This is a genomic window from Glutamicibacter sp. GQ173 (assembly GCF_059759215.1).
Window position 1 is genome coordinate 170,550 of the sequence record NZ_JCAXDT010000004.1, and the last position, 24,850, is coordinate 195,399.

The following is a 24,850-nucleotide window of genomic DNA, read 5'->3' on the forward strand; positions in this document are numbered from 1 at the left end:
AATGCCGCTTTTCGTGGCCGATCTTAAGGACGACTGGTTTCGAATCGGCCGGGTCTCATTGGCGCCTAGCCTGCCATTTGAAGGGTGCGGGCTGGTGCATCCAGGTACCGCAGGTAGGCGTTCTTGGTCAGGAAGGTCGGGAAGTCATCACGCAGTGCGCAGGCTTCGAAGATCTCCAGGGCTTCCTCGAAGCGGTCGCTCTCGAAGCGCTCCAGGTTATCCATGGTCTCCTCGGCCAGCTCCTGCACCCAGCGACGGGTGATGATTTCGCCCTGGTCGGTGATGGCCGACTGGTGGATCCACTGCCACAGCTGGGAACGGGAGATCTCCGCGGTAGCGGCATCTTCCATCAGGTTGCGCAGGGCCACTGCGCCATTGCCGCGCAGCCAGGACTCGATGTAGCGGATGCCGATCTCGATATTGTCGCGGATGCCGCGCTCGGTGATCTTGCCGGTGACGCTCTGGATGTTCAGCAGTGCCGCATCAGAAACTTCAACGTCCTCACGGGTGCGCTGCAGCTGGTTGGGGTTTCCGCCGAGCACCTCGTCGTACACTTCGCGGGCTACCGAAACCAGATCCGGGTGGGCCACCCAGGAACCGTCAAAGCCATCGGCTGCCTCGCGGGCCTTGTCCTCGCGCACCTTGCCGAAGGCGATCTCGTTGATCGAGGCATCCTTGCGGTTGGGAACAAAGGCGCTCATCCCGCCGATGGCAGAAGCACCGCGGCGGTGGCAGGCCCGAACCAGCTGCTCGGTGTAGGCCCGCATGAGCGGTGCGGTCATGGTCACGGTGTCGCGGTCCGGGAAGACAAAGCGCGGTCCGCGGGAGCGGAAGTTCTTGATGATCGAGAAGATGTAGTCCCAGCGTCCTGCGTTCAGCCCCGAGGAGTGCTCGCGCAGTTCGTAGAGGATCTCTTCCATTTCGAAGGCAGCGGTGATGGTTTCGATCAGCACCGTGGCGCGAATGGCGCCGCGCTCGATGCCCAGCAGGTCCTGGGCCATGTTGAAGACATCGTTCCACAACCGTGCTTCCAGATGGTTTTCCAGCTTTGGCAGGTAGTAGTACGGGCCGCGGCCGGCAGCCAGCAGGCGCTTGGCGTTATGGAAGAAGTGCAGTCCGAAGTCCACCAGCGCGCCGGAGATCGGGGTGCCGGAAACCTGCAGCTGCTTTTCGGGAAGGTGCCAGCCGCGGGGGCGAACCACGATGGTGGGCAGTTCGCTCAAATCGTAGCTGTTCAACTTGTACTCGCGGCCATCTGGTGCACTGAAGTCCAGCTCCCCGTCCAGGATGCGAATCAGGTTGACCTGGTTCTTGATCACGTTCTGCCAGGTCGGCGAGCAAGCATCCTCCATATCGGCCAGCCATACGTTGGCGCCGGAGTTCAGCGCGTTGATGGCCATCTTGCGTTCGATCGGGCCGGTGATTTCCACCCGGCGATCTTCGAGCCCCGGGGCGATCGGGGCAACCTGCCATGAATCATCTTCGCGGATGGAGCGGGTCTCTTCCAGGAACTTCGGGTCGCGGCCATTGGCAATGCGTGCCCGGTTGACCTGGCGGCGCTGCATCAATTCGGCACGGCGGGATTCAAAAGCGCTGTGCAGGGAAGACAGGAAGTCCAGTGCGTCGCTGGTCAGGATCTGCTCCTGGTAGCGAACGGGGGTAGCGGTGATGGTGATGTTGTTCAAGGTGATCGGGGAGTTCATGGCAGCGTCCTTAAAGATGAAAAATGGTGGTGGTGCTAGCCGGCGTCCTTGCCGGCTAGCACCATCGACCCATCAGGGTCTAATGGAATTGGCCTTCTTCGGTGGATCCCACCAGGGCCAGGGTGGAGGCGTTCGGGTTCAGTGCCGTGGAGATGGCGTCGAAGTAGCCGGTGCCGACTTCGCGCTGGTGCTTGGTGGCGGTGTAGCCGGCGGCTTCGGAAGCGAATTCGCGTTCCTGCAGCTCGACGTAGGCGCTCATGCCGTCCTTGGCGTAGCCGGTGGCCAGGTCGAACATCGAGTGGTTCAATGCGTGGAAGCCAGCCAGGGTGATGAACTGGAAGCTGAAGCCCATGGCGCCGAGTTCGCGCTGGAACTTGGCGATGGTTGCATCGTCCAGGTGCTTCTTCCAGTTGAAGGACGGCGAGCAGTTGTAGGAGAGCATCTGATCCGGGAAGTCCTTCTTGACCGCTTCGGCGAACTTGCGGGCCAGCTGAAGATCAGGGGTGCCGGTCTCCATCCAGATCAGATCCGAATACGGTGCGTAGGCCTTGGCTCGGGCGATGCAAGGCTCGATGCCGTTGGTGACCTTGTAGAAGCCTTCCGGGGTGCGCTCGCCGGTGATGAACTGCTGATCGCGTTCATCAACATCCGAGGTGATCAGGGTTGCTGCTTCTGCGTCGGTGCGGGCGATGACCACGGAGGGCGTGCCAGCCACGTCGGCGGCCAGGCGGGCCGCGTTCAGGGTGCGGATATGTTGTTGAGTTGGGATCAGCACCTTGCCGCCTAGGTGGCCGCACTTCTTTTCGCTGGCCAGCTGGTCCTCCCAGTGAACGCCCGAGGCGCCGGCCGCAATCATTGATTTCATCAGCTCGTAGGCGTTCAGCGGGCCGCCGAAGCCGGCCTCTGCGTCAGCGACAATCGGGACCATCCAGTCCTCGACGCTCTGGATGCCTTCGGAGAACTCGATCTGGTCGGCACGCTGCAGCGCGTTGTTGATGCGGCGGACCACCTGCGGGACCGAGTTCGCTGGGTAGAGCGACTGGTCCGGGTAGGTCTGGCCCGAGAGGTTGGCATCTGCGGCCACCTGCCAGCCCGAAAGGTAGATGGCTCGAAGTCCGGCCTTGACCTGCTGAACTGCCTGGTTGCCGGTCAGTGCTCCCAGTGCGTTGGTGTAGCCGCCGGTCGAGGTTTCTTCGGTCAGCTGCTTCCAGAGCTTCTGCGAGCCGCGCTTGGCCAGGGTGTGTTCTTCCTGGACCCGTCCCTGCAGTTTCACTACGTCTGCGGCAGTGTAATCACGAGTGACCCCGCTCCAGCGAGGGTTGTTTGCCCAATCGGTCTCGATGGCTGCGATGCGGTTGTCGATCGAGGTTTCGTTGGTGTTCTCGGTAGTCATTGACTTGGCTCCTTCGCGCAAGTTCCGGGTTCATGTTGATCGCTAGGTGATCTTGTGAACTTCTTCGTGGGAACTACTTTTCCTCAGGCGCAAGGGCTGAAATAGGGGTTTTCAATATTAAGATCTTTACTTCTTCTCAAAAATGAAAGATTTGCACTTCTTGGGGCAAGAGCGGAGCTGGACGCTAAAAATTGAGCAAATCGAGAGAAATGGATGAGAAAAAGTGTGAAATTTTAGAATGTCTCGCGTGTTTTCGGGGAAGTGCACGCGCTAGAAGCCTACGGATGGGCAGCGCAACGACCCCGTCTGATATGGGAACTAGCCGATGGCCAAAGGATTTGAGCCAGGATTTGATGGTGCGGCAGGTGGTGAAAACGTGAAGTCCCGGCAAGGGCGAATTTGAACTAGGGGGAGTGATGAGTACGCAGAAAGAAGGCGACTCAACTTCTGGGGCGGCGCGCAGAAGCAGGGAAGTGGCGCGAAGATTCGCCTTTTTTGCCGTGGGGGCTCAGAAGAGCGCCGACACCGTCTGCTGGCTAGGCGAGGTCGAAAGAAACGACTGCCATGACGCCGTGGCCTAAGATGCGTGGTTCCTGGGCATCCGATCCGGCGACGGTATCGCGAAGGTTCACTGGCTGCTGCTCATCGCCAAGCAGCAAGGTGGCTGAACCTTGAAGCAGGATGCCGAGCTGGCCGTCGAAGAGGTGCTGTTCGCGCTTCTTCGACAACTCAACGATTCGCACCGTGGGGCGAACCTTTTGCGGATCCGCGGCAACATAAACGGTGAGCAGCTCTTCGGCGGGCTGGCTGGCCTCAACTGGGTCGCTGGTGGTGAACTTCAACGGGCGCAATGGCTCTAGGCCGTGCTGTTCGCCCTCGACGGTGAGCTCAACAAAATCACCAGCAACCAGCGTGATGACCTGGGCTGTGAGCGCAGAGGAGAAAGAAGCTTCCTTCTCAATCGAGCGAATGGATACCTGCCAGGTTGCCTCGGCTTCGGAGCTGCGCAGCAACGTTCCGTTATCGGCCAAAGTGCCGGCGGCGATGAGCCTCACCTGCCCTAGTTCCCATTGCTTCTTGGTGCTCTTGGCCAGCTCAAGAATGGATTCCGGTGCAAAAGTAGCCTGTGCTTCGCTCATGAGTCGAGTCTACTTGCCTGCGATCATGCGCAATCGCTCCACCAGTTGTGTCGTGGGCACGGATGCGTCAAGCACCAGCCAACCATGCAGCGTGGCCAGGCGGAGGTATTCGGTGCGTGCTGCCTGCAGGAATTCCAGGGGTTCCTTGTCTTCGGCTCGCGCTTCGATGCGTTGGAAAGCAAGGTGGGGATCAAGATCCAGAAGAATGACGGTTGCGTGTTCGGTGCTCTTTCGTGCCAGCCACGGCAGGAGCACGCCTGGCTTCTGGCCTCGGACTCGGCGGAGAACCAGCTGGCAATACAGATGGCGGTCCATCACCGTTAGTCCCGGGGCCTGCCCAGCAGTGAACGAGTTGCGGACAACGTTGACGAGCCGGAAGGTCGTCTCGATCAGTGACTGGATGAGAGGTGGAACCTGAATGCCGGAGTTGTGCGAGAAGTTGTTGAGCCAACGTCGGCCAGCGGCATTGGCCAGTCTCCGTGCGGGAATCCGCTCGTTATTCAATTCTTGCACCAGGGTGTTGATAGCGGTGCTCTTGCCTGCTCCATCGATGCCCATTACGACAAAAGTCTGTGGCGGATCGTGGGCAGAATTTTTCGCGAGGAGGACTTTTTCTGCGATGGCTGTCATGCGTGCTCCTCGTTCTTGGTTGATTGACTACTTCAACGAATGGCAGGTCTGCATGATTCCGCTGGTGCGCTGTGCATTTGGTATGAATGGCGAAAGGGCTGCTGCAGTCGGAAGAACTGTAGATATTTCTGCGCGCGAGGGCTCCATGGACGCATAAAACCTTCTTTTATCCCCAGGTTCTGGAAAAGTTGCCCATTCTTCACATACTCTGGGCATGTGACTGCAACCACATGGAACCGCACGAAGACGCCGGAAAATGGCAATGGCTCCGGAGAGACTCCGGAGATGGATGCCATTGCCCTGGGGCGAAGGATTCGGTTCCTTCGCAAAAGCAAGCAAATGACCTTGGACGATATCTCGGCCGTGGTCGATACAGCGCCGAGCCAACTTTCCCTGATTGAAAATGGCAAGCGCGAACCCAAGCTTTCACTGCTCAAAGCGCTGGCCGGCGCCTTCGACGTCGGCGTTGACGACCTGCTGGGCACCGAACCTCCCTCACGCCGGGCCGCCTTGGAAATCGAGCTGGAACGTGCCCAGCGCGGCCCGCTCTACGAGTCTTTGGGACTGCCGACTGTACGAGTGGGCACCCGCCTTCCGATGGACGTGCTCGAGTCATTGGTAGGACTGCAACATGAACTCGAACGCCGTTTGAACGAACAGGCAGCGACCCCTGAAGAGGCTCGCCGGGCCAATACCGCTTTGCGCCACGAGATGAGGCGCCGCAATAACTATTACAAGGAAATCGAGCAGGAAGCTTCCAAGGTTCTTTCGGCAGTCGGTCATGATTCTGGTCCGCTGTCTCACCACCGAGCAGCGGATATTGCTGAGCATCTAGGCTTCAGCCTGCGCTTCGTGGGGAACTTGCCCCATTCCACGCGTTCGGTGACCGATCTGAAAAATATGCGGATCTACCTGACCCAGGCTAACCGGACCGAGCACGATCCGCGGTCGGTACTGTTGCAGGCTTTGGGGCATCACGTGCTGGGCCATAGGACGCCGACGGATTACTCCGATTTCCTCTCCCAGCGCGTAGCCACAAATTACTTTGCCGCCGCGCTGATGATGCCGGAGAAATCAACAGTCGAGTATCTGCGCCGTGCCAAGAACAATCGCGAACTGGCCATTGAGGACCTGCGCGACGCGTTTGCCGTGTCCTATGAATCGGCGGCACACCGATTCACTAATTTGGCCACCGAGCACTTGGGCATGACCTGCCACTTCCAGAAGGTGCACGAGTCCGGCATCTTGCACAAGGCCTATGAAAACGACCGCGTGAATTTCCCGGCGGATCATACTGGCGCCATCGAAGGGCAGAGCATTTGCCGATATTGGACCAGCCGCGTCGTCTTTGAGCAGATGGACAAGTTCCGCTCCTTTGAGCAGTACACCGATACAGTCAACGGGACCTATTGGTGCACGGCTCGCACCGAGCGACACTCATCGGGACTGTATTCGCTGTCCATCGGGGTCCCGTTTGAGCACGTGAAATGGTTCCGTGGCCGCGATACCAAGGAGCGCTGCCAGTCCACGTGCCCGGATGAAAACTGTTGCCGCCGCCCGCCTGCGAACTTGTCTGATCAGTGGTTCGGCAATGCCTGGCCGGCCACGCGTGCTAATACGCACCTGCTCGCGGCGATGCCCACCGGCGCTTTCCCTGGTGTGGATGAGACCGAGGTTTATAGTTTCTTACAGCGCCAAGAGGACTGAGCCTGTGGAATTTTCACAGATGTTCATGCCGGTGAGACGAGTCGAGGCTATTGGCGCTGAGGCGTTGCTTGGAAATCAACGGTGGCCTTTTGTCCTGCCGCCGGTGCGCCAGCTGCTTCATGAAGGACTGGACCTGGGACAAGTCACCGTCATTGTCGGTGAAAACGGCACTGGAAAGTCGACTCTCGTTGAAGCGCTGGCGATGGCTTATGGCATGAACGCTGAGGGTGGTTCGACGGGCGCGATGAATACGACGCGGACGAGCGAATCCGAGCTGTGGCGGCAGCTCAAGCTCCAGCGTGGCGCTGCGGCTTCGCGCAAGGGATTCTTCATGCGCGCAGAAACCATGCACAACTTCTATACCTATCTCGAAGAATCCAAATTCGAGACCAAGTTGCATGAGCGGAGCCATGGCGAGTCTTACCTGGACCTCGTTGAGGAGCGAATTCCCTTTATCCAGGGCCTATGGATCTTGGATGAGCCCGAATCTGCCTTGTCGTTGGCGGGCTGCGTGAAGCTGATGAAACTGCTTCAAACCATCGTTGACGGGGGATCGCAGCTGCTCATTTCCACCCATGCGCCCATTTTCTGGCTGCGTTCCCGGACGCTCGGATCCTGGAGGCAGGATCGTGGGGACTTCGCGAAAATGATTTTGAACAGCTGGAGCTGGTCCGTGGATGGCACGACTTCCTGAATGACCCGCACAGCTATTGGCGCCGCGACAGTATCTAAGAGGTGTGCTTCGAAATGAAGTTGGCGGTTGCTTCGGCCAGCCATGCACCATCCTGCGCCACCGTTCTTTGAGAACGGGCTACCTTGAAGGAATGATTGCCGCCTTCAAACCAGACCAGTTCCGTCGACTTATTGAGCTTCGCAGCGACGGCTTCCATCTTTTCTGGATTGGCGAAAGGATCCTTGGTGCCTTCCAAAAACAACATGGGAACCGTCAACGGGTAGAGGTGCTCATCGCGAAGCTTGTCTTCCTTTTTCGGTGCGTGCAAGGGGTAACCCAAAAAGATCAGTGCGTTCGCCGGCATGCCTTCGGCAACGGCCAGCGAAGCCATGCGCCCGCCAAAGGATTTGCCAGCAACAACCACTGGGAGCCCCTCGGCTACATGCTCCTGAACCCATGAACGCACCTGCTGCCAGACGGCGATAGCCGTGGGCGCCTTGTCCGGGAACTTCTTGCCAACGTCCATATAGGGAAAATTGAAGCTCAAGACGCTGATCCCGAGATCCGCGACAGCCTGAGCGTAGCCGGTCATGAACTCATGGTCCTTGCCCGCCCCCGAGCCGTGGGCCAAAATCATGACCGCGCTGGCGCTCCCAGCAGGTGACCACAGGGCACTGAGCTCAGAATCATTGAACGGAATCGACAGTTCTTGCGTCATGGATTCCAGCCTAGAGCGTGCCGTTCATGGTGAAAGAATCGGTCGTGGCGGCGGCACCTGCCTATTGCAGCCACTCTTCGCGCAAGGCGGTGCTAGTATCTTCGCCATCCCTGGCGATAACAGTCAGCTTTTCAACTTGTTCTCCCACGGCAGCCTTGTCGTTGATCTTGATGATCATATTTGAGGAGACGAAGCTGGACGCAGGCGTGTCGTAGATGCCGTCCATCCACGAACCATCGTTGATCGTGACGACAAGTTCGCCAAACGCAGGCGATGTCACCTTGTCGACGTAGGCGTGTGGGTCAGCAGGAAGGCAATTGCGGTACACCTCCAAGGTCGCAATTTCTGCGTGGCACATTGATGCATATACATCATTCATGCCCGCAAGCCACTGCACGTATTTTTCCTTGGCCCAGGCTTTGCGATCGTTGGGGTCTGCTCCGGTTCGTGCTCGGGAGTAGGTTCCTGAATTCTTGCCGTCCTCGGTGGCGAAAGTGACGCTTTCCAGCTCTGGCGACTTCTCGCCGATGCTCTCGAACATTACTCGCCCCATGATTCGAAGCTCGTCCTCGCGCGTTTGGTAGCTTTCCTGCATCCCGTCCCGGTTGAAGATCATGCTGTTGTCCAAATAGATATTCAAGACGCCTTCTTCGGGAGACTCCCATGAGGTCATCAAATTATTGGGATACAAGAATCCTTGAGTGGATTTGATGCCGGAGTTGTCTTTCCACATTTGAATTTTGGAGTCCGCCCAAGCCTGACCAGTCAAGGCCGTTACGGTGGATTCAGCAGGAGCCGGAGCGATTGAATTTTCAGCAAGTCCAGTTCCAGGAATTTTGGCTTCGACGGTGGAGTCGCCTGGAGCGGTTGCCGATTCTTCCGGTTCAGCAGCAGGTGCCGGACTTTGGAATGTGCTGCAGCCGCTCATCAAAAGAGCCACCATGGACAGGACCATGAAACTTCGGATGCGCAAGAGTTGCTCCTAGCAGAGTCGTGAATTCCCAGTCTATTAGGGCGAATGCGCTAAAAGCCATCTATTAGAGAAACTGGGCGAAAATTCTGACAGGACCGTGCTCGAAATCTGAACCTTCGGTCAGACCCATGGATTCGTAAAACGCACGTTGCCCCGGTTCATCATCGGTAATGAGCACAAATTGGCGCAGGTGCTCGAATCTTTTTCGGACGGCCGAGAACAGTTCTCTTCCTGCTCCGGTGCGCTGGGCCTTCGGGTGAACCAAGATGTCTTGGAGAAAGCAAATGGTCGCGTCATCAGATATTGCGCGGGCCAAGCCGATGAGCTGGTGATCCTTGTCGTAGGCGTAGACAAGAAAGTCCGAGTTGGCGTGCGCCTTGGCAAGCACGTCAGGTTGGTCTGTATAAGCACTCCAGCCGACGGAATCGTAAAGTGCGATGACCTGTTCACGAGAAGGAACTTTTGTCATAGATATTTCCATTGCCAAGATGCTCCCAAAGTGTCCAAGATTTTGGTTCATGCTAACACCGTGCGGCTGTTCTTCAGCCTGAAGCGCAACAACTTCTAGGATGCGGGACTCGGGCGCCGCGCATCGTTTGCGAGCGGCTTTTCAACCGTTGCAATTTTTGACCATAACTTACTTGGATTTATTCATACCTAGGGAGGACGCATTGTTCTATTCGGCCTGAAAGAATGAACGGATGAAATTCCTCCCAAAGGCAACGTCTCGAACAACACCATATCTTCTCGAAGGAATGTCTTGAGATGGAAAAGATGGCTGTTGAAAGCGGCGAAATCGTTGAGCCGCAAGGCAATGGGCTGAATGGAAAGCAACTGGCTTGGGGCATCTTTCTTCTTGCTGCCGCAGTGATTTTTGGGCTGGGCGCTAGCTTGCTATGGGCACGCTCTGAGCAGCTATGGTCCTCCGGACAGGTCGTCTATTTCATCTTGCCTGGCAGGTCGCTGGTGTTTTGCGGATTGCTGGTTAGCGGCCTTTCAGCAGTCGCAGGGTTGCTTTGCCTTGCTCCCAAGATGATCCTCGGGATCGAGCGAAAGGGCATTCGAGTATTTGTCCGAATTCTCGCGCACCTGTTCATCACCGCGGCATCGTTAGTTTGGCTCTATTTTTGGCTGCTCTCGGGGGTAAATTCAATCGTGGGCACCTACCACAAGGTGATTGCGGAGACCGGGGAGAGCATTGTCGTTTATAAACCGGGTTTCGACCCGGCGAGCTTTGCCATTTATGCTCCAGCGTCCGCCTTTGTCTACGAAAGGATCGACGGGATCAGCGGCATGGCGCAGTCCGGGCATTTTGTCGCGGATCATTGCATTCTTCAGAAGCAGGACACTGACTTGATTCTTACCTGTGGCATTGACGTGACGAAGTTCCCGAATCCGTCCAATTGACTATCGGCTGGCATCGCCATGACTCAGCTATGGAAGCACGTCTTCAGGGCAGGCAAAAAGGGGCTTGATGCGCCGAAGCAAAAGCTTCGGCGCATCAAGCCCCTTTGAGGCTAATTCGACCTAGCTATCGAAGAAGCTGGGCACCTGCTCGTTCTGTGCTGGCGGGGTCGGCGCATCAACCTTTTTGCGCACCACCAGCTTGTTGTCAGCGAAATCCACCAAGACAGTGTCGCCGGCAGCCAGCGAATCGTCGATCAGCAGATCGGCGATGGCATCCTGCACCTTGCGCTGAACTAATCGGCGCAGCGGGCGGGCACCGAACTCCGGGTCGTAGCCCTCGGAGGCCAGCCAGTTCACGGCGGGCTCGCTGACTTCCAGAGCCAACTCCTGGTCTGCCAGGTGCTTGCGCGTATCGGCGATGACCAGCTTGACGATCTGGCCGATCTCCGACTGCGAAAGCTTCGAGAAGAGCAGAACCTCATCCAGCCGGTTCAGGAACTCGGGGCGCATGAACTCGCGCACCTTGCTCATCACCTTGGCGCGGATCTCTCCGGCCTCGCTGGTGGCCTTGGCCGAGGTGAAACCGAAGTTTCCGGCCTTGTTGGCCAAGTATTCGCCACCAAGGTTGCTGGTCATCAGGATCAGCGTGTTCGAGAAGTCCACGGTGCGTCCGGCCGAGTCGGTCAAGCGCCCGTCATCGAGCACCTGCAAGAGCACGTTGAACACGTCCGGGTGGGCTTTCTCGATCTCATCAAGCAGGATCACCGAGTACGGGTTGCGGCGAACCTTCTCGGTCAGCTGGCCGGGCTCGTCGTGGCCGACATATCCCGGAGGGGCGCCGATCAGGCGGGCAACGGTGTGCTTCTCGCCGTATTCGCTCATATCCACGCGCACCAGCGAGTCAGCCGACCCGAACAGGTTGGTGGCCAAGGCCTTGGCCAGCTCGGTTTTGCCGACACCGGTGGGGCCCAAGAAGAGGAACGAGCCGATAGGACGTCCCGCAGGGGACATGCCGGTACGATTGCGCCGCACCGCGCGGGCCACGGCGGACACGGCATCCTTCTGGCCGATAACCGAGGCATGCAGCGACTGTTCCAGCGAAGCCAGCCGCGACTTGTCATCGCCGGTGATCCGCGAGGTCGGGATGCCGGTGGAGCGGGAGATGACCTCGGAAATCTGGACCTCATCCACGACCCGGGTGATTCCGGCGTCGCCGGCTTCCTCGGCGGCGTTGATCCGGGCGGTCAGCTCGGCGATGTGGTCGCGCCAGGCACTGGCATCCTCGAAGCGTTCCTCGCCAATGGCGCGGGACTTCTCGCGTTCGGCTTCCATCAGGTCGGAGCGCAGGGATTGCACATCCTCGGTATCGCCGGCGGCAATGGAACGCCGGGCGCCAGCGATATCGATCAGGTCAATGGCCTTGTCTGGCAACTGGCGGTCGGTGAGGTACCGTGCCGAAAGCGCTACGGCAGCCTTGAGCGCAGCCGGGGTGTACTGCACCTGGTGGTGATCCTCGTAGGAATCGCGCAGGCCTTCCAGGATGGCGAGGGTGACTTCCTGCGATGGCTCGTCAACCATGACCTTGCCGAAGCGGCGGGCCAAAGCGCTGTCCTTCTCCACCTTGCGGAACTCATCCAGCGTCGTGGCACCGATCAGGTGCAGTTCGCCACGAGCCAAGCGCGGTTTGAGGATGTTGGCGGCATCCATATTTCCGGATTCGCCGGAACCGGCGCCAACCAGCAGGTGCATTTCGTCAATGAACACCAACACCTGTCCCTCGGCGTCGGCGATTTCTTCGAGGAGGCCGGTGAGGCGCTGTTCGAAGTCGCCGCGGTAGCGGGTGCCGGCCAGCATGCCGGGCAGGTCGATGGAGATCAGCCGGGAACCGCGGATCTGCTCTGGAACCTGGTCATCAACGATGGCCCGTGCCAGCCCTTCGGCGATGGCGGTTTTACCCACGCCGGCCTCGCCGATGAGTACAGGGTTGTTCTTGGTGCGGCGAGCCAGGATCTCCACGACCTGGTCCAGCTCGTCGTCACGACCGATGACCGGATCGATCTGGCCGTCGGCGGCCAGCGCCGTCAGATCGGTTCCGTACCGTTCGAGCATGGAGGCGTCGGACTCGTCCTGGCCCTGGTCCTGTCCGCCGTTTTGGGCGCGCTGGGCCTGTTCCATGGCTGCCTGCTGCAGGGACTGGCCGGTGATTCCGTGCTGGGCCAGCAAGTGGCTGACCGGGGATTCCGGATTGAAAACAAAGGCGAGGAATAGATGGTCAGGGTCGATGTAGGTCGAACCGTAGTTGCGTGCCACCTGGTAGGCATCAAAGAGGCTGCGCTGGGCAGCAGAGGATAGCCGCGTTGGCTTTTCGCCCTTTTCTTGGCTCTTTGGCATGTGGGCAATGGCATCTTGACTCAACGCCTCAATGTCGATGCCCATGGCGGCGAGGTGTTCACCGATGGGTTCAGTGCGTATCAGCGCTGCGAGCAGGTGCAAGGAGTCGATCTCGTCGTGTCCGTGCTCATGCGAGATCGCTGCGGCCGTTGCTACTGCCTCATGGGTACGCGTGGAAAGCAGGCGGGTGATGTCGATTGGACGTGCTGCCTGAGCTCGCGAAGAAAGGAACCGAGAGAGGAATTCCTCAAACGAGCCGTCTGATGGTGCACCAAAAAATGCTGGCAAGTGAGCCTCCTAGTAGAAACTTGAGCGGTCTATGCTCATGTTCAACGCATGAGGCTTCAAGATATTCCCGTGGCACTCAAAATTTCTTCCCGGGCGCTCGAGGTCACACTCGAGACGACGTGAAATTCAGTGCTTCGGGATTTCAACAATTCCCATGCGAGCGGCTGCCACGAGTGCTTGTACGCGGTCGCGAACATTAAGCTTGACGAAGATCTTCGCCATGTGGGTCTTCACCGTGGTTTCTGTGATCCCCAGAGTTTTAGATATTTCAGTGTTATTTAATCCCTGCGCAAGGAGTTTTAGAATCTGGATTTCTCTATTAGTAATCCCGAGATCATAAATGAGGTCTTCGACAGCTTGGGAATTGTCGGTATAAGCTTCGCGCACCGCCGAAATGAGGTCTGAAGAAACTGACGGGGAAATGGCTGCCGTGCCCTGATGAACTGCGTGAACTGCATTGATAATCTCGCCCGGTTCAGAATCCTTGACGAGGTAGCCGCTGGCACCTGCCGTAAGAACAGGCACGAGATACTCATCCGAAGAGAATGCTGTTATTGCAAGCACTGCCGGACTGTCTTTGACCGATTTAATGGCGCGTGTGGCGCTAACCCCATCCATTATAGGCATCTGCAAATCCATTAGAACAACGTCGACGGCATTGTCTGAACAATACTCAACTGCCTGCTTGCCATTTTCTGCAGAAAATACGGTTACAATTCCGTGATCCGTTGCTAGGATTGTGCCCAACGCATGTCGAATAAGGGGCTCATCATCGACGATTAGGACCTTAATTTGTTCCATTTTTTCCTTTGGGTCGATGTTGCGCACCACCTGACGGGCTGCCTACTTGCAAGTATATAAGTTGACGAGATGTGGGGTTTGTTATGAAGGGTTTGAAAATGTTGGCCGTTGCCGCATTGGCATTTGGACCGCTGATTGTTGTGGCTGCACCCGCATCCGCGGCGTCGGACCAGCAGGTTAGTGGCGGTCCTGTTGCTACTCCGGCTGGCTGGAGTTCTGATTTCTCTAAATGGGTTTGCGAACGTTACGGGGTAGGTTGTCCATGAGCGAGATTATTTGACTTGATTGGCTTTGCCGTGAATTATTCGGCGTATGAGTGAGCGATTGAAAGGCACCCTGACCAAGCTACTGGCTGGTCGGGGTGTCATTATTTGGGTTGGCATCGCGATCCTCATATTGATGTCAAGCAGTGAGTTCGTAACGATATTGGAAGATGGGTTCAACGGGTCCTCTGCTGTTTCTGTGCGAGGTGCACTGGTAGGCGTTGTGCTGTGCCTGACCCTCGCGTTGGGGTTGCGCTGGGTTGCGGTGTCACTGGGGATCTTTGTCGCCATAGCCTATTTCTTGCTTAACGAAGGATTCCTGTTCGTATGGACGATAGTATCGTTCATGATTTTCGCCGCGCTTGCGGCTACGGTCAAAGCGCGAAGTGTTCGTGCCCTATTCCTGACTTTGTCGGCGGCCTGGATGGTGCAATTCGGTCTTCAGGCAGAACAAGATGCCATATTGCTGGTGGCTCTGATCCCGTTGACGGCCTTGGCCTACTTCCTGACCCGCAGCATTTTTCTGCTGAGGGAGAAGAACGCAGATGTCGTGCAGCAGATGCTCAAGGCCCAAGAGCAAACGCGTTCTGCAATCGAGACAGAACGTAAAAACATCGCTCGGGACCTTCATGACATTGTTGCGCATGACATCACCATCGTGGCCATGCAGTCGAAGGCCGCGAAATTTGCCAACGACGGTCAGATGGCTCTCGACGCCTTGGATGTCATTGCCAAGCTGAGTTCCGAAACCCTGCACGACTTGCGTCTGATGCTCAATGTCTTGCGGGCTGATGGAACGATGTCGGACGAAGCGGCGTTGGATGTCGACAAGCCGGCTGCAACGACCGTTTACGCGCTTCAAGGAGCAGAACTTTTCACGCAACGTCTCAAAGACGCGAACTTTAAAGTGAACTCAACCACGGACGAGAGGATCTCCGATCTTCCTCGTTCGGCGCAGACAGCGATCTATCGCGTAATGCAAGAAGCTACAACGAATGTCATAAAGCATGGTGTTCCAGACAGCGTCTGCACCCTCGAGTTGGTATCTAATGGGACTGAAGCTGTACTGGAAATTACTAATCAGATAGATATTTCAGGCAGGAAATCAAAGGGTCTGCCAGAGGGTGGCAGTGGGCTGATTGGAATGTCCGACCGTATGCGCACCTTTGGCGGAAAGTTCTCGACCAGCTCCGAAAAGGGACTGTGGACACTTCGTGCCAGCATCCCGTTCAAGGCCCTACCCTCCTACTAAAGTATGATTTCGAAATTCTTGTGAACGCGATAAGTTAGACATGTATCGGTGAAGACCGATCACCAAAAAGGTACTTGGTGGTGTTTTGCGAGTGGCATCATGGAGGACCTGAGGGTGATTAAAAGGTACGTTGCATTGGATAAACGGACTGATCTTTCATCGGCGGCTGCGCCCCCATCGCCCGTCGTTGTCTGTCTACAATGCAGCGTACCTTTTATAATTTGAGTCGAGGCCGAAGCGGTCTGAGCCGATATCCGAGAATCAAATAAAAATGCGATGGACCCGGAGATCCTCCGGGTCCATCGCATTTGGGCAAGTGCGGGTCTTACGCTTCTGGGGCGCTCGAATCCGTGTCCTGGTTCAGCACATGATCCGAGACCTTGCCCAATGCGCGCTCCAATGAAGAACGAAGCACAATGGGAACGGTAATGTGCTCGTCGATTTCTACCAGGCCTTCGCGCTCGAAGATGCGCAGCAGGGATTCAACCTGTGGCACAACCTCTTCGAGGCTTGGGATCAGATGGTGCTGTTCTTCGGGCAGATCATCCGTGGTGGGGATCTGCAATGCAAACTCGGCGCGTGGAGGCGTGGATGAAGCGGCGTTGCTCAAGACCCCGGCCACCATTTCCGCGATCTGCGCCTGGCCTGGCTTCTCCAAAGTGTTGATCAGAATGTGCGAGTACAGCACTTCCGCGATCAGTTCCTTGACTACACGTGCGCCGGCACCGCTGGAAGCCAACAGGGCTTCGCTGAGCGACCCAGTTGGCTTGGCGTTTGGTGCTTGGTAGGTCAGCATTGCAGTGCCGATCAGTGCATCCCAGTAGGCGGAGAGCCGTGGGATGTCTGCCAACGAAGGAACGGCAGTCCCGTCTTCTGGTTCCCAGATGGCATTTTCCGGGATTGGAGCATTCTCGTCGACCTTGATGAATAGGCCCAGTGCCTGGGCTGCGTCCTGCAGGGTTTCCGCCGCCAATATTCCGGCCGGTGTAGTGGGCTTGCCTTCGCCAACCCACTGGATCAGCTCGCGCGCTGCAAAGACGAATGGCATGGACTCAAAAGCGCCATTTGCTTCCTCGTCTTCGAGGTAAGGCGCGACGATCGGTGAATCACCAGCCATGCGGGAGAGGAACTCGAAAGTCTGCTTGAAGTCCTCCACGCTGCCGCCAAAATTGGCGGAGGTGCCCAAGAACGTCAGGTAGTGCTTGAGGATTGCTGCACTAGTAGCAGCTACTTCTTTCCCCAACGAGGACAGATGGCCGAGCTGCTCACCAAGGATTGATGGATCGAGCGACTGTACGTCAACGCTCTTGCGCAGCTGGGCATGGACGGTCAGCAAGGTGGTCAGCCCTTCGAGCGCTGCGCGGGTTTCGCTGGCAGGCTGGCCTTCTTCTTGGAAGTGGCGGAAGAGCTGGGATTTGAACGGCTGTAGAGCCTGTCGCACCTCTGCTTCAAAAGGTACGGAGCTGGCGCCTGCTCGGCGAGCTGGATGTCCCTGAGCTGGTTTCTTCTTGGCTGGTTTGCGTGAGGCCATGTGTGTGGTGGTGTTCCTTTGAGATGGCTGATCGAGAAAGGGCAATTTTTGCTTCCTTTCAGTGTACGCAGGGCACGGTTCAGGCGTAATTCCCGGATGTTCTTCATTGCATGCCATGCGGTTAAAGTTTTCACCTCCCGTCAGAGAATTGCTAGAAATACGGGAAATGTTAAAGATTTCCGCAGAAAACACACGTCACACCATGATGTGGTGGCGCTCACCGTTAAATCCTCAGAACGCGTTGAATTTCACTGCGGATCGCGCGACAGTGAACCCATGCGACCTCGTGTAAAGAGGCCAAAAGATTGCAAGGAGAGTGGGTCATGGCAGGGGTAACTGCGCCAGATCATGTTGTCGTTGTCGGTGCGGGGTTCGTAGGCTTGTCCACCGCTTGGTACCTGCAAGAAGCGGGCGTGAAAGTCACGGTTGTTGATCGAGGCGGCGTAGCCTCAGGCTCGTCGTGGGGCAACGCCGGGTGGCTGACTCCGGCTTTGACCCTTCCCATTGCAGAGCCGGCGGTTTTTGCCAACGGGCTGAAAATGATGCTTGACCCGACCTCGCCGCTCTACATTCCGTTGAAGGCCGATGCAAAGTTGCTGCGCTTCTTGCTCGGCTTCGCGTGGCACTCGATGCCCAAGCGGTGGGAAGCGGCCATGCGCATCTTCTCGGAAATCGGAGTTAGCGGCCTTGGTGCCTTCGATGAGATTGCTCGGGCCACGGCAACTGGTCCTGGCGTGCTCGAACTGACCAAACCGGCAACCCCCTTCCTCACCGGATTCACCTCGTTCAAAGACCGCGATGCCTTCCTGCATGAGTTTGAGATGATCGAGAAAACCGGCGGCAGTGTCGACTATGAATTGCTGACCGGCGACCAGCTGCGCGGAATAGAGCCAACACTTTCGGATAATGTTGCGGCTGGCGTTGCCATCAAGAACCAGCGCTATATCAACCCGCCAAAGTTCATGGCTTCGTTCGCTGAATCAGTCGTTGAGCGCGGCGGCGATATTATTGGATCCTTTAATGTCACCGACATTCGCGACAACAAGAGCTCGGTGACCGTGATCGGTTCCGAGGGGCGGGCAATCACCGCGGACCACGTGGTGCTGGCAACCGGTGCCTGGATGACCGATATGGCCAAGAAGTTCGGAGTCGACGTAGTGGTTCAGGCCGGTCGCGGCTATTCATTCACCGTTGAGCCTGAGCATATGCCGACGCACCCAATCTACTTCCCGACCCAACGCGTGGCCTGCACCCCACTTGGCGATCGTTTCCGGATTGCCGGCACCATGGAATTCCGGGATGTGAACCACAAGCTGGAGCCAAAGCGCATCGAAGCCATTGTGGCCGCTGCGGCCCCGGTCTACAGGGGCATCAACTGGGAACATCGCAGGGAAGAGTGGGTGGGCGGGCGTCCTTGCACCGCCGACGGCCTGCCTCTCATTGGCCAAACTGGCTCGGCTCGCGTGTGGGTAGGCGGCGGCCACGGCATGTGGGGAGTGGCTCTAGGCCCGCTGACCGGGAAGATCTTGGCTGCCCAGATCACTGGTGAACAAGTTCCAGCCATTGCCCGTCACTTCAATCCGCTGCGCAAGGGATTCTAGGCCGGGGTCAGGCGCAGCGGTCATTTGAGATGGTTGCTGATCCAACTGGCCTAGCGATGCCTTGGAGCTAGGCGTGCCGCGTAGAGGCGCCGGACAGGATCTGGCGGTATCCCTCGGCATAACTCGGGAATTGCAAGGCCAAGCCGCTGCCCAGCAGCGCGGAGTTGTCCAAGCGCCGGTCGCCGGCACGTCGCGTGGCCGGCGCCGTTTCCTGCTCCGGCTGCTGCAGGCCCAGTTCGGTGGCAAGGAATTGGTACACCTCGCCCAGCTGGGCCGGAGCGCTGTCTGAGGCCAAATACAGATCAGCCGCCTGGCCGCCCAAGCTGGCCACGTGAACGATGGCCGCGGCAAGGTCATCGCGGTGAATCCGATTGGTCCAGTGCGAACCTGCAGGAATTCTAGCGGTGCCAGAGGTAACCAGATCAATCAGCCTGGTGCGCCCCGGGCCGTAGATGCCCGAGGCGCGCAAGATGGTCACCGGCAGGCCGCTTTCGGCGAGCGCGGCTTCGGTGCGTGCCAAAATCTTTGCGGTGTCGCGGGTGGGGGCCGCCGGTGCCTGCTCATTGACCCATTCGCCGTCCTCGCCGCCCATCACAGCGGTGGAGGAGATGTAGACCAGGCGGCGCAGTCGTGGCGCTTGCTCGTGAAGCCGGGCGCAAAGTTCCTGGGCTGCCTGCAGATAACTGAGCTCATATCCTTGGACATCGCGGGTCACCGGGACCGGGGTAAGGACCACTACTTCGGTCTCGGGATCCATGTCCGGCCAGTGGCCAGGAACCAGCAGGTCGACGTCCTGCCCGGCGAACTGCTCGGGAAGCTTGCTGCTGTTGCGTCTCCACCCGGTCACCTCGTGTCCCTGGGCATGGAAGCGCAGTCCGGCTTCGGTGGCGACATCGCCGCAACTGACTAGTAATACTTTCACTGCGCTCCTTCGTGGGCAATTCTTCTGCTTCAAGACTAGAACTTCTAGCCCGGTGGAAAAGTTCCGTCTGCTCTTATGATGTTGCGATGGATTCAACACAGATCTTTATTCTGGTCGCCGGGCAAGGGCCTTCGTTTGCTGTCTGGATTCCACCGGTTCTGTTCCAAAATTCTGGCCAGGATAAAAGCCAAAGTTCAGCGGAATTGGGCTTTCGGTTTTTGCTCTAGGGTTAATAGCAGGCGCAAATGAAGAATTGGCGCGGACCGGCACCGATGGGGAAAGCCGCTCTGCTTGAATTTATTGTTCGTGCTTTCAGAATTCCTTTACTGCCGCCAGGCGCTTGGGTTGCCGGGCCGCCAGATCCACCAATGCTAGGGTGATGATTTATCCGTTCTTCAATCATCAGACCAGTCCCGCGTTCAACAGCCATCCTGGAAATAGCGATGGTCTTGATCTTGGCCTGGACGTTGATCGCCATCGAGCCTACGGGCTGGGATCTGTCGGTGTACCGCGAAGGCGCGCTGACTCTGCTGCGCGAACCTGAAGATCTGTACGGGCCTTTTGTTGGTCCCATCAACGATCCGGGGTTGCCCTTCACCTACCCGACCTTTGCCGCCTTGCTTTTCCTTCCCATGGCGATCTTCCCGTATTGGGTCTCGGTGGCGATGACGATGCTGGCCTCCATAGTCCTGACCTTCTTTGTCGGCAAGGACCTGGCTACCAGAATTGCCCTTCGCTGGCCACAGCTCGGCCGATGGGTCACCCCATTGACCCTGACCTGCCTGATGCTGATTTCCGGGCCTTTCCGGGACACCATTTGGTTCGGGCAGATTAATATCTTGATTCTCGGCGCTTGCTATCTGGCGTTGGTGAATTCCAAGTCCATGACTCCGTTTGTCATTGCTGTGGGTATTTGCGCGGGCATCAAGCTCACCCCAATTGCCCTGCTGATTCTTCCGTTGGCCATGCGCAAATGGCGAGCGGTTATCATCGGCACCCTGGCATTTTTCGGTACCCAGGTCATCGGGCTGATCTTCCAATGGCGCAACACCTTGGACTACTGGTTCGACGTGGTGCGCGACCCTTCGCGCGTGGGCAATGTCGGCTATATCGACAATATTTCCCTTCAGGGTTTCCTGACCCGCCTGGGTGCGGGTTCACTGATCTGGTTTGTGCTGGCGCTCGCCGTAGGCCTGGCGTTTATTGCCCTGCTCTACAAGCTGGATGGAACCGTTGAGCCGGTAGTGCTGTTGGGTATTGCCGCGACCTGCCCGTTGCTGGTGTCGCCGGTGAGCTGGTCGCACCACTGGGTGTGGGGCCCGGTGATGGCCTACGCGTGGGCGGTGGTGGCCCTCCGCCTGGACGTTTGGCCGCGGCGGATCATGCTGGCGATATTAGTGCTGTTCAGCATGGAATTGATGGTTTCGGCGAAATGGACCATCCGCTTCTTTGGCATCCATCCGGATCAAGAGCTGGCGGCCTGGTGGTATATCTGGCCTGCCGTCCCGGTGGTGGGCATGGTGTTGTGCCTGGTGATTGCCTTGTTGGCCAAGCCGCGGGAACTGCTGGAAGCATCACCGATGTGAAGCATCCTGCCCGGCGCTGTACAATTCTTGTATTCGAACATTTGTACTAGTTTTCGGCAGGGAGTGGCGGGTGTGGCTGACGAACAGGAACTGATGCCTTCAGGCGCCAGCCAGGGCCCGGTGCAAGCAGTATCCGCGATGGGATTCCCCTCGCCAGCGCGCGACTACTTCGACGGCGGCCTGGATTTGAACCGGCTGCTGGTCCGGGATCGGGTCTCCACCTTCATCATGCGGGTGAGCGGGCATGCCATGCGGTCCGCGGGGATTCATGATGGCGATGAAGTGATCGTCGATCGCTCGCTATCGGTCCGCCATGGTTCGGTAGTCATTGTGAACCTCAACGGCCAGATGCTGGTGCGGCGCTGGCATATCGATGGGCCCAAAGTAGGATTGCTCAGCGACGAATCGCCACTGCCGGTCTGGCTGAACGAAGGCGATGAAGTGGGAGTTTTCGGCGTGATTACCAGGTGCCTGCATCATGTCCGCTGACCATGTATCCCTGGTGGACGTGAACAATTTCTACGTGTCCTGCGAGCGGGCCTTTGACTACTCGCTGCGCAACCGGCCGGTAGTTATCTTTTGTGTACGACTGGACAGTGGCCGGAGGGCGGAGGATACAATTTTGAATCACATTTATGCCTCGTTGGCTGCGTGAAGTAACCTCGACAATTCTGTCAGTTTCCGAAGTCCTCAGTACTTCTGTCCATGGTCTTCAGCACTGCGCCGAGCCATCCGCAAGGGGAACCTTTACTTGGACTCCATCGCATGCTGTTTGAATGGCGAACCGTAATGGTTCCTGATCATGCGTATTCCGTTGCATTTCATTGCCTGATTGTGAGGCTTTGCAAGCGCTAGGGAGTGCCTGGCCTTTCGACAGAGAGTTCACGAGCGTATGCGTCAGCAGGATGATCCAGCACTGACAGGATCATCGTTGCCATAGACACCGGCTTGATTTCAAAATTGGGATCGTAAGAAGCGCCGAACGATTCGCGAACCTTTTCCAGCATCGGAGTGGCCGTCCCCTTGGGGTAAATCGAGGTGACGCGGATGCCGTTGCGTGATTCCTCCTCACGCAAAGAATCAGCAAACTCGCGGAGCGCAGCCTTGCTGCCAACGTAGGCTGACCAATTTGGAACACCTGACACTTTCGGAGCAGCATTGATAAATATCCCGTGCCCTCGTGCAGCACGAAGCCCCGGTAGGAGGGCCGTGGCTAACTTAGCCGGTGCCGAAACATTAACTTCGAACATTTTGTCCCACAGGTCAGAAGACGTGGAAGCTATCGAGACTACGTCAGCCATACCAGCGTTTTGAACAAGCACATCCACCCGTTGCAATTTGAGAAGGTTTCCGGGTACCTCGGAATGGACGGACATGTCCCATTTGACGGGTATTACTTGTTCCGGAAGCTTAGACAGTTTCTCATCTGATCGACCGATTGCAATCACCCGGTATCCCCGTTTCAACAACTGGGAAACCAGGTGAGTTCCAAGGCCACCGGTTGCACCAGTAACGATAGCTACGCGATCAATATTAGTAATATCCATTTGCTGATCTTGACATGCATTTAGTCGCAACTTGAATACATGAAGCACTGAATTACGTATTTAGGGTCGCCAAGTTTTATCGACTATGCCTTTGGCACCGCAATAATCAGTCTTGGCTTACCGAACGCATCGTTTCGAGCAGCCGACTAAAAGTGGTCCGCAAGCCGGTCCACTATAGGTACACACACCGGACTGACTTGAACTGCAGAAGCTTCATAGACTCACAGGAAAGTCGAACGTTCCGTTGGCCCCTTTTGGGTGAAGGGGCCGGTGACGGGGCGTGAATCGGAATGATCTTGCCCGGCGTCAGAATGCCGAATGCTCGCACCGAAAGCGATCGATTTCGAGGTCGCTACCAGGACATCTGCAATCTGGTGGCTACCCTTAGACTGTGATGACTCGGCCAGAAGACGTCGTAAGTATATTGATTCAAAACGCGACGCATTTTCTTGAATCAGCAATAGATCAACTAAAAGATTCCAAAGACGCGACAAGTCTCCGTCTTTCTACAGCCCCTAAGGGACAGGCGCCCACTGGTGATCATCGGAATTCGCTCATATTCGTAGCTTCAAGTGTAGAGCTTCTACTCAAAGCAAAGCTTGCAACAATTCACTGGTCTCAGATTTTCGCCGACCCGGGAAAAGCAGATATTTCTTCATTAGAGACCCAAGATTTCCAGAGTCTCAATGCTTCGGAAACTTGCGCCCGTATCCAGAGGCTTACAGGGGAGACAATTAACAAACAAGTTGCTTCCGAACTATTTAAATCACGCAACTCCACCGTCCATTTCTCACCGCCTCCATCAAATGCGGTGTTCGCTCAAGTCTTGACAGGAATCAGCTTCTCTATTGAGTTCCTCGACCGTCATCTAATGACGCATATCAACGAAACCGAACGCGGTCTTGCTCGAAGTCTTCTAAACCGATTAATATCTGAGTCTTCTGAACTCCGAGCATTAACAACGAATCGACTCAACTTGTTAGCATCTGAGTTAGATGCCACACCCGGTTTCGTAGCAAAGTGTGCCCTTTGCCAGCATCACACGCTCGTGATGCCATACGACGTTACGACAGAGATGTTCGAGTGCCGGTTTTGTTTCGCCAGATTTTCAAAGTCCCACTACGCGAGCATCTACGACTCCATGGTTATCTTTCCACTCGCATCCAACAATTCCGCAGGACATACGGCAATTGGGGAGTGTCCAAACTGCTTCAACCATTCTGTAGTGATTGGCATTTCAATTCGCAATCGACCTAAAGTTGGTCAACTCTGCACGGTTTGCCTCCGAGATTTATCCGATCGAGCATTCTCACGCTGCGAGGGGTGTGACTCAATACTGGCCACAAACACATTCTGCCGGCGCTGTCATGAAGAACTATCAAGAACAGAAGATGACCCCCGTTTAGACTAAACCTCGCATTGCTTCTTTGCTCCCGTCTTGTTTTCTGCTTCACGTGATTCCACGAACATAAGACCATCATTCAAATTTCCATGCTTCTTGCTCAGGATTCGTCATATTAGACAGTGAAGCCCGCCAAGAATGATTTTTAGTAAGCGCCAGACAAAACCAAGAATCATGGAAAATGGTCGATTGACCAGACAACTAAGTAATCTTGAGAGATGGATTGGATACCGGATGATACTGATTTTCTTACAGTCTTTGGGGCTGTGCTCGGCGCAGGGACAGCCCTGCTTGGTTTAGTTGTTGGTCTTAGTCAATTCACTATGGGACCACGGACGCGGAGACTTATTGAATGGACCTCGGCCGCACTCGAATCAGAGAAAGATCCAGGACGGCAGCTCGTGCTGCAACGCCTCTTGCTTGGCGGACAAGGCCGCTTAGTAGCTGCTCGTTATGTACCTGGACGACTATTTTCAGAAGCCTTTATATGGATTCTTCTTGCACCGGCGATGGTAATACTTTCTATATCCCGAAGCGATGCCATAGCAACGGTAGTGACTATTTCGGTCAACGTCCTGTTGGTAGCTCTTGTAGCCCGTCGTGCTATCAGACTGTACACAGAGAGAATACGAGTAGCTTATCAATTCACCCTTGGAGGCATAGACGTAGAGCCGGTACGCGTTGACATGCTATCTCAAATGGAAGGTGGTACACGTCGTGAATTTATACTTGGTTTCATTTGTTCCATTTCCGTGACGGGTACCGGCGCACTCTTAGCGTGGGCAATTCTTGCAGAACATGGAAGCACCGCGTGGGCGTGGGTCGGCCTTGGCTTATTTGCCTGTTGGAGCTGTTTCAGCACCACCCACATATATGCAAGAAAATGGGCAGAAAACGCACCTAAAAAATTAGTGTGAAAATTA

General features: G+C 56.6%; 19 protein-coding genes and 1 pseudogene. 8 read left to right on the top strand and 12 right to left on the bottom strand.

Features of this window, described 5'->3' with window-relative positions:
- Nucleotides 1–65 precede the first annotated feature (65 nt).
- From aceB to AC6CHO_RS08520, 4 genes are all read right to left on the bottom strand, one after another.
- Nucleotides 66–1,703, bottom strand: coding sequence for a malate synthase A (gene aceB, locus AC6CHO_RS08505; RefSeq protein ID WP_498214619.1), 1,638 nt, complete (start codon nt 1,701–1,703; stop codon nt 66–68).
- A gap of 79 nt (nt 1,704–1,782) precedes the next feature.
- Complete coding sequence (gene aceA / locus AC6CHO_RS08510) at nt 1,783–3,096, bottom strand: isocitrate lyase (RefSeq protein WP_498214620.1); 1,314 nt, start codon at nt 3,094–3,096, stop codon at nt 1,783–1,785.
- A 536-nt stretch (nt 3,097–3,632) separates the two neighbouring features.
- Complete coding sequence (locus tag AC6CHO_RS08515; RefSeq protein ID WP_498214621.1) at nt 3,633–4,235, bottom strand: HutD family protein; 603 nt, start codon at nt 4,233–4,235, stop codon at nt 3,633–3,635.
- A 9-nt stretch (nt 4,236–4,244) separates the two neighbouring features.
- Nucleotides 4,245–4,865, bottom strand: coding sequence for a nucleoside/nucleotide kinase family protein (locus AC6CHO_RS08520; protein ID WP_498214622.1), 621 nt, complete (start codon nt 4,863–4,865; stop codon nt 4,245–4,247).
- A gap of 285 nt (nt 4,866–5,150) precedes the next feature.
- Here AC6CHO_RS08520 and AC6CHO_RS08525 point away from each other — a divergent pair, with 285 nt between their 5' ends.
- Entirely contained in the window at nt 5,151–6,572 is a 1,422-nt protein-coding gene (locus tag AC6CHO_RS08525; RefSeq protein ID WP_498214749.1) for a helix-turn-helix domain-containing protein, read from the top strand.
- 4 nt (nt 6,573–6,576) lie between these two features.
- Nucleotides 6,577–7,266: an AAA family ATPase gene (locus AC6CHO_RS08530; protein WP_498214623.1), complete on the top strand. Its 690-nt coding sequence runs from the start codon at nt 6,577–6,579 to the stop codon at nt 7,264–7,266.
- A 34-nt stretch (nt 7,267–7,300) separates the two neighbouring features.
- Here the strand turns inward: AC6CHO_RS08530 and AC6CHO_RS08535 are convergent, their stop codons facing one another.
- From AC6CHO_RS08535 to AC6CHO_RS08545, 3 genes are all read right to left on the bottom strand, one after another.
- Complete coding sequence (locus tag AC6CHO_RS08535; RefSeq protein ID WP_498214624.1) at nt 7,301–7,963, bottom strand: alpha/beta hydrolase family protein; 663 nt, start codon at nt 7,961–7,963, stop codon at nt 7,301–7,303.
- A gap of 61 nt (nt 7,964–8,024) precedes the next feature.
- Nucleotides 8,025–8,936, bottom strand: coding sequence for a hypothetical protein (locus tag AC6CHO_RS08540; protein WP_498214625.1), 912 nt, complete (start codon nt 8,934–8,936; stop codon nt 8,025–8,027).
- A 64-nt stretch (nt 8,937–9,000) separates the two neighbouring features.
- Nucleotides 9,001–9,456, bottom strand: coding sequence for a GNAT family N-acetyltransferase (locus AC6CHO_RS08545; RefSeq protein ID WP_498214626.1), 456 nt, complete (start codon nt 9,454–9,456; stop codon nt 9,001–9,003).
- 245 nt (nt 9,457–9,701) lie between these two features.
- Between AC6CHO_RS08545 and AC6CHO_RS08550 the strand changes: the two genes are divergently transcribed.
- Nucleotides 9,702–10,343 carry a hypothetical protein gene (locus AC6CHO_RS08550; protein WP_498214627.1) on the top strand — a complete coding sequence of 214 codons (642 nt, stop codon included), beginning with the start codon at nt 9,702–9,704 and terminating at the stop codon, nt 10,341–10,343.
- Nucleotides 10,344–10,463: 120 nt separating this feature from the next.
- On the opposite strand, the gene AC6CHO_RS08555 is transcribed toward AC6CHO_RS08550, so the two are convergent.
- On the bottom strand, nt 10,464–13,022 hold the full coding sequence (locus tag AC6CHO_RS08555; protein WP_498214628.1) for an ATP-dependent Clp protease ATP-binding subunit: 2,559 nt from the start codon (nt 13,020–13,022) through the stop codon (nt 10,464–10,466).
- 126 nt (nt 13,023–13,148) lie between these two features.
- Nucleotides 13,149–13,823: a response regulator gene (locus AC6CHO_RS08560; protein WP_498214629.1), complete on the bottom strand. Its 675-nt coding sequence runs from the start codon at nt 13,821–13,823 to the stop codon at nt 13,149–13,151.
- A 312-nt stretch (nt 13,824–14,135) separates the two neighbouring features.
- Between AC6CHO_RS08560 and AC6CHO_RS08565 the strand changes: the two genes are divergently transcribed.
- Complete coding sequence (locus AC6CHO_RS08565) at nt 14,136–15,338, top strand: sensor histidine kinase (RefSeq protein WP_498214630.1); 1,203 nt, start codon at nt 14,136–14,138, stop codon at nt 15,336–15,338.
- A gap of 325 nt (nt 15,339–15,663) precedes the next feature.
- Here the strand turns inward: AC6CHO_RS08565 and AC6CHO_RS08570 are convergent, their stop codons facing one another.
- Nucleotides 15,664–16,869: a hypothetical protein gene (locus AC6CHO_RS08570; RefSeq protein ID WP_498214631.1), complete on the bottom strand. Its 1,206-nt coding sequence runs from the start codon at nt 16,867–16,869 to the stop codon at nt 15,664–15,666.
- Nucleotides 16,870–17,165: 296 nt separating this feature from the next.
- Here AC6CHO_RS08570 and AC6CHO_RS08575 point away from each other — a divergent pair.
- A pseudogene (locus AC6CHO_RS08575) lies at nt 17,166–18,470 on the top strand (NAD(P)/FAD-dependent oxidoreductase); the annotation flags it as partial.
- 67 nt (nt 18,471–18,537) lie between these two features.
- Here the strand turns inward: AC6CHO_RS08575 and AC6CHO_RS08580 are convergent.
- Nucleotides 18,538–19,392 carry an NAD-dependent epimerase/dehydratase family protein gene (locus tag AC6CHO_RS08580; RefSeq protein ID WP_498214632.1) on the bottom strand — a complete coding sequence of 285 codons (855 nt, stop codon included), beginning with the start codon at nt 19,390–19,392 and terminating at the stop codon, nt 18,538–18,540.
- Between the two features lie 443 nt (nt 19,393–19,835).
- Here AC6CHO_RS08580 and AC6CHO_RS08585 point away from each other — a divergent pair, with 443 nt between their 5' ends.
- Together AC6CHO_RS08585 and AC6CHO_RS08590 are read left to right on the top strand one after the other, a co-directional pair.
- Nucleotides 19,836–20,978, top strand: a complete 1,143-nt coding sequence (locus tag AC6CHO_RS08585) for a glycosyltransferase 87 family protein (protein ID WP_498214633.1) — start codon at nt 19,836–19,838, stop codon at nt 20,976–20,978.
- 72 nt (nt 20,979–21,050) lie between these two features.
- On the top strand, nt 21,051–21,467 hold the full coding sequence (locus AC6CHO_RS08590) for a LexA family protein (protein WP_498214634.1): 417 nt from the start codon (nt 21,051–21,053) through the stop codon (nt 21,465–21,467).
- Nucleotides 21,468–21,829: 362 nt separating this feature from the next.
- On the opposite strand, the gene AC6CHO_RS08595 is transcribed toward AC6CHO_RS08590, so the two are convergent.
- A complete protein-coding gene (locus AC6CHO_RS08595; protein ID WP_498214635.1) occupies nt 21,830–22,525 on the bottom strand; it encodes an SDR family NAD(P)-dependent oxidoreductase in 696 nt (231 codons plus the stop codon).
- A 1,620-nt stretch (nt 22,526–24,145) separates the two neighbouring features.
- On the opposite strand from AC6CHO_RS08595, the gene AC6CHO_RS08600 reads away from it, so the two are divergent.
- Complete coding sequence (locus tag AC6CHO_RS08600; protein ID WP_498214636.1) at nt 24,146–24,844, top strand: hypothetical protein; 699 nt, start codon at nt 24,146–24,148, stop codon at nt 24,842–24,844.
- Nucleotides 24,845–24,850 lie beyond the last annotated feature (6 nt).

Bases quoted from the DNA above. Each gene is read 5' to 3' on its own strand.
- aceB (WP_498214619.1), bottom strand. From the start codon at position 1,703: ATGAACTCCCCGATCACCTTGAACAACATCACCATCACCGCTACCCCC.
- aceA (WP_498214620.1), bottom strand. From the start codon at position 3,096: ATGACTACCGAGAACACCAACGAAACCTCGATCGACAACCGCATCGCA.
- AC6CHO_RS08515 (WP_498214621.1), bottom strand. From the start codon at position 4,235: ATGAGCGAAGCACAGGCTACTTTTGCACCGGAATCCATTCTTGAGCTG.
- AC6CHO_RS08520 (WP_498214622.1), bottom strand. From the start codon at position 4,865: ATGACAGCCATCGCAGAAAAAGTCCTCCTCGCGAAAAATTCTGCCCAC.
- AC6CHO_RS08525 (WP_498214749.1), top strand. From the start codon at position 5,151: ATGGATGCCATTGCCCTGGGGCGAAGGATTCGGTTCCTTCGCAAAAGC.
- AC6CHO_RS08535 (WP_498214624.1), bottom strand. From the start codon at position 7,963: ATGACGCAAGAACTGTCGATTCCGTTCAATGATTCTGAGCTCAGTGCC.
- AC6CHO_RS08545 (WP_498214626.1), bottom strand. From the start codon at position 9,456: ATGAACCAAAATCTTGGACACTTTGGGAGCATCTTGGCAATGGAAATA.
- AC6CHO_RS08550 (WP_498214627.1), top strand. From the start codon at position 9,702: ATGGAAAAGATGGCTGTTGAAAGCGGCGAAATCGTTGAGCCGCAAGGC.
- AC6CHO_RS08560 (WP_498214629.1), bottom strand. From the start codon at position 13,823: ATGGAACAAATTAAGGTCCTAATCGTCGATGATGAGCCCCTTATTCGA.
- AC6CHO_RS08565 (WP_498214630.1), top strand. From the start codon at position 14,136: ATGAGTGAGCGATTGAAAGGCACCCTGACCAAGCTACTGGCTGGTCGG.
- AC6CHO_RS08570 (WP_498214631.1), bottom strand. From the start codon at position 16,869: ATGGCCTCACGCAAACCAGCCAAGAAGAAACCAGCTCAGGGACATCCA.
- AC6CHO_RS08585 (WP_498214633.1), top strand. From the start codon at position 19,836: ATGGTCTTGATCTTGGCCTGGACGTTGATCGCCATCGAGCCTACGGGC.
- AC6CHO_RS08595 (WP_498214635.1), bottom strand. From the start codon at position 22,525: ATGGATATTACTAATATTGATCGCGTAGCTATCGTTACTGGTGCAACC.
- AC6CHO_RS08600 (WP_498214636.1), top strand. From the start codon at position 24,146: ATGGATTGGATACCGGATGATACTGATTTTCTTACAGTCTTTGGGGCT.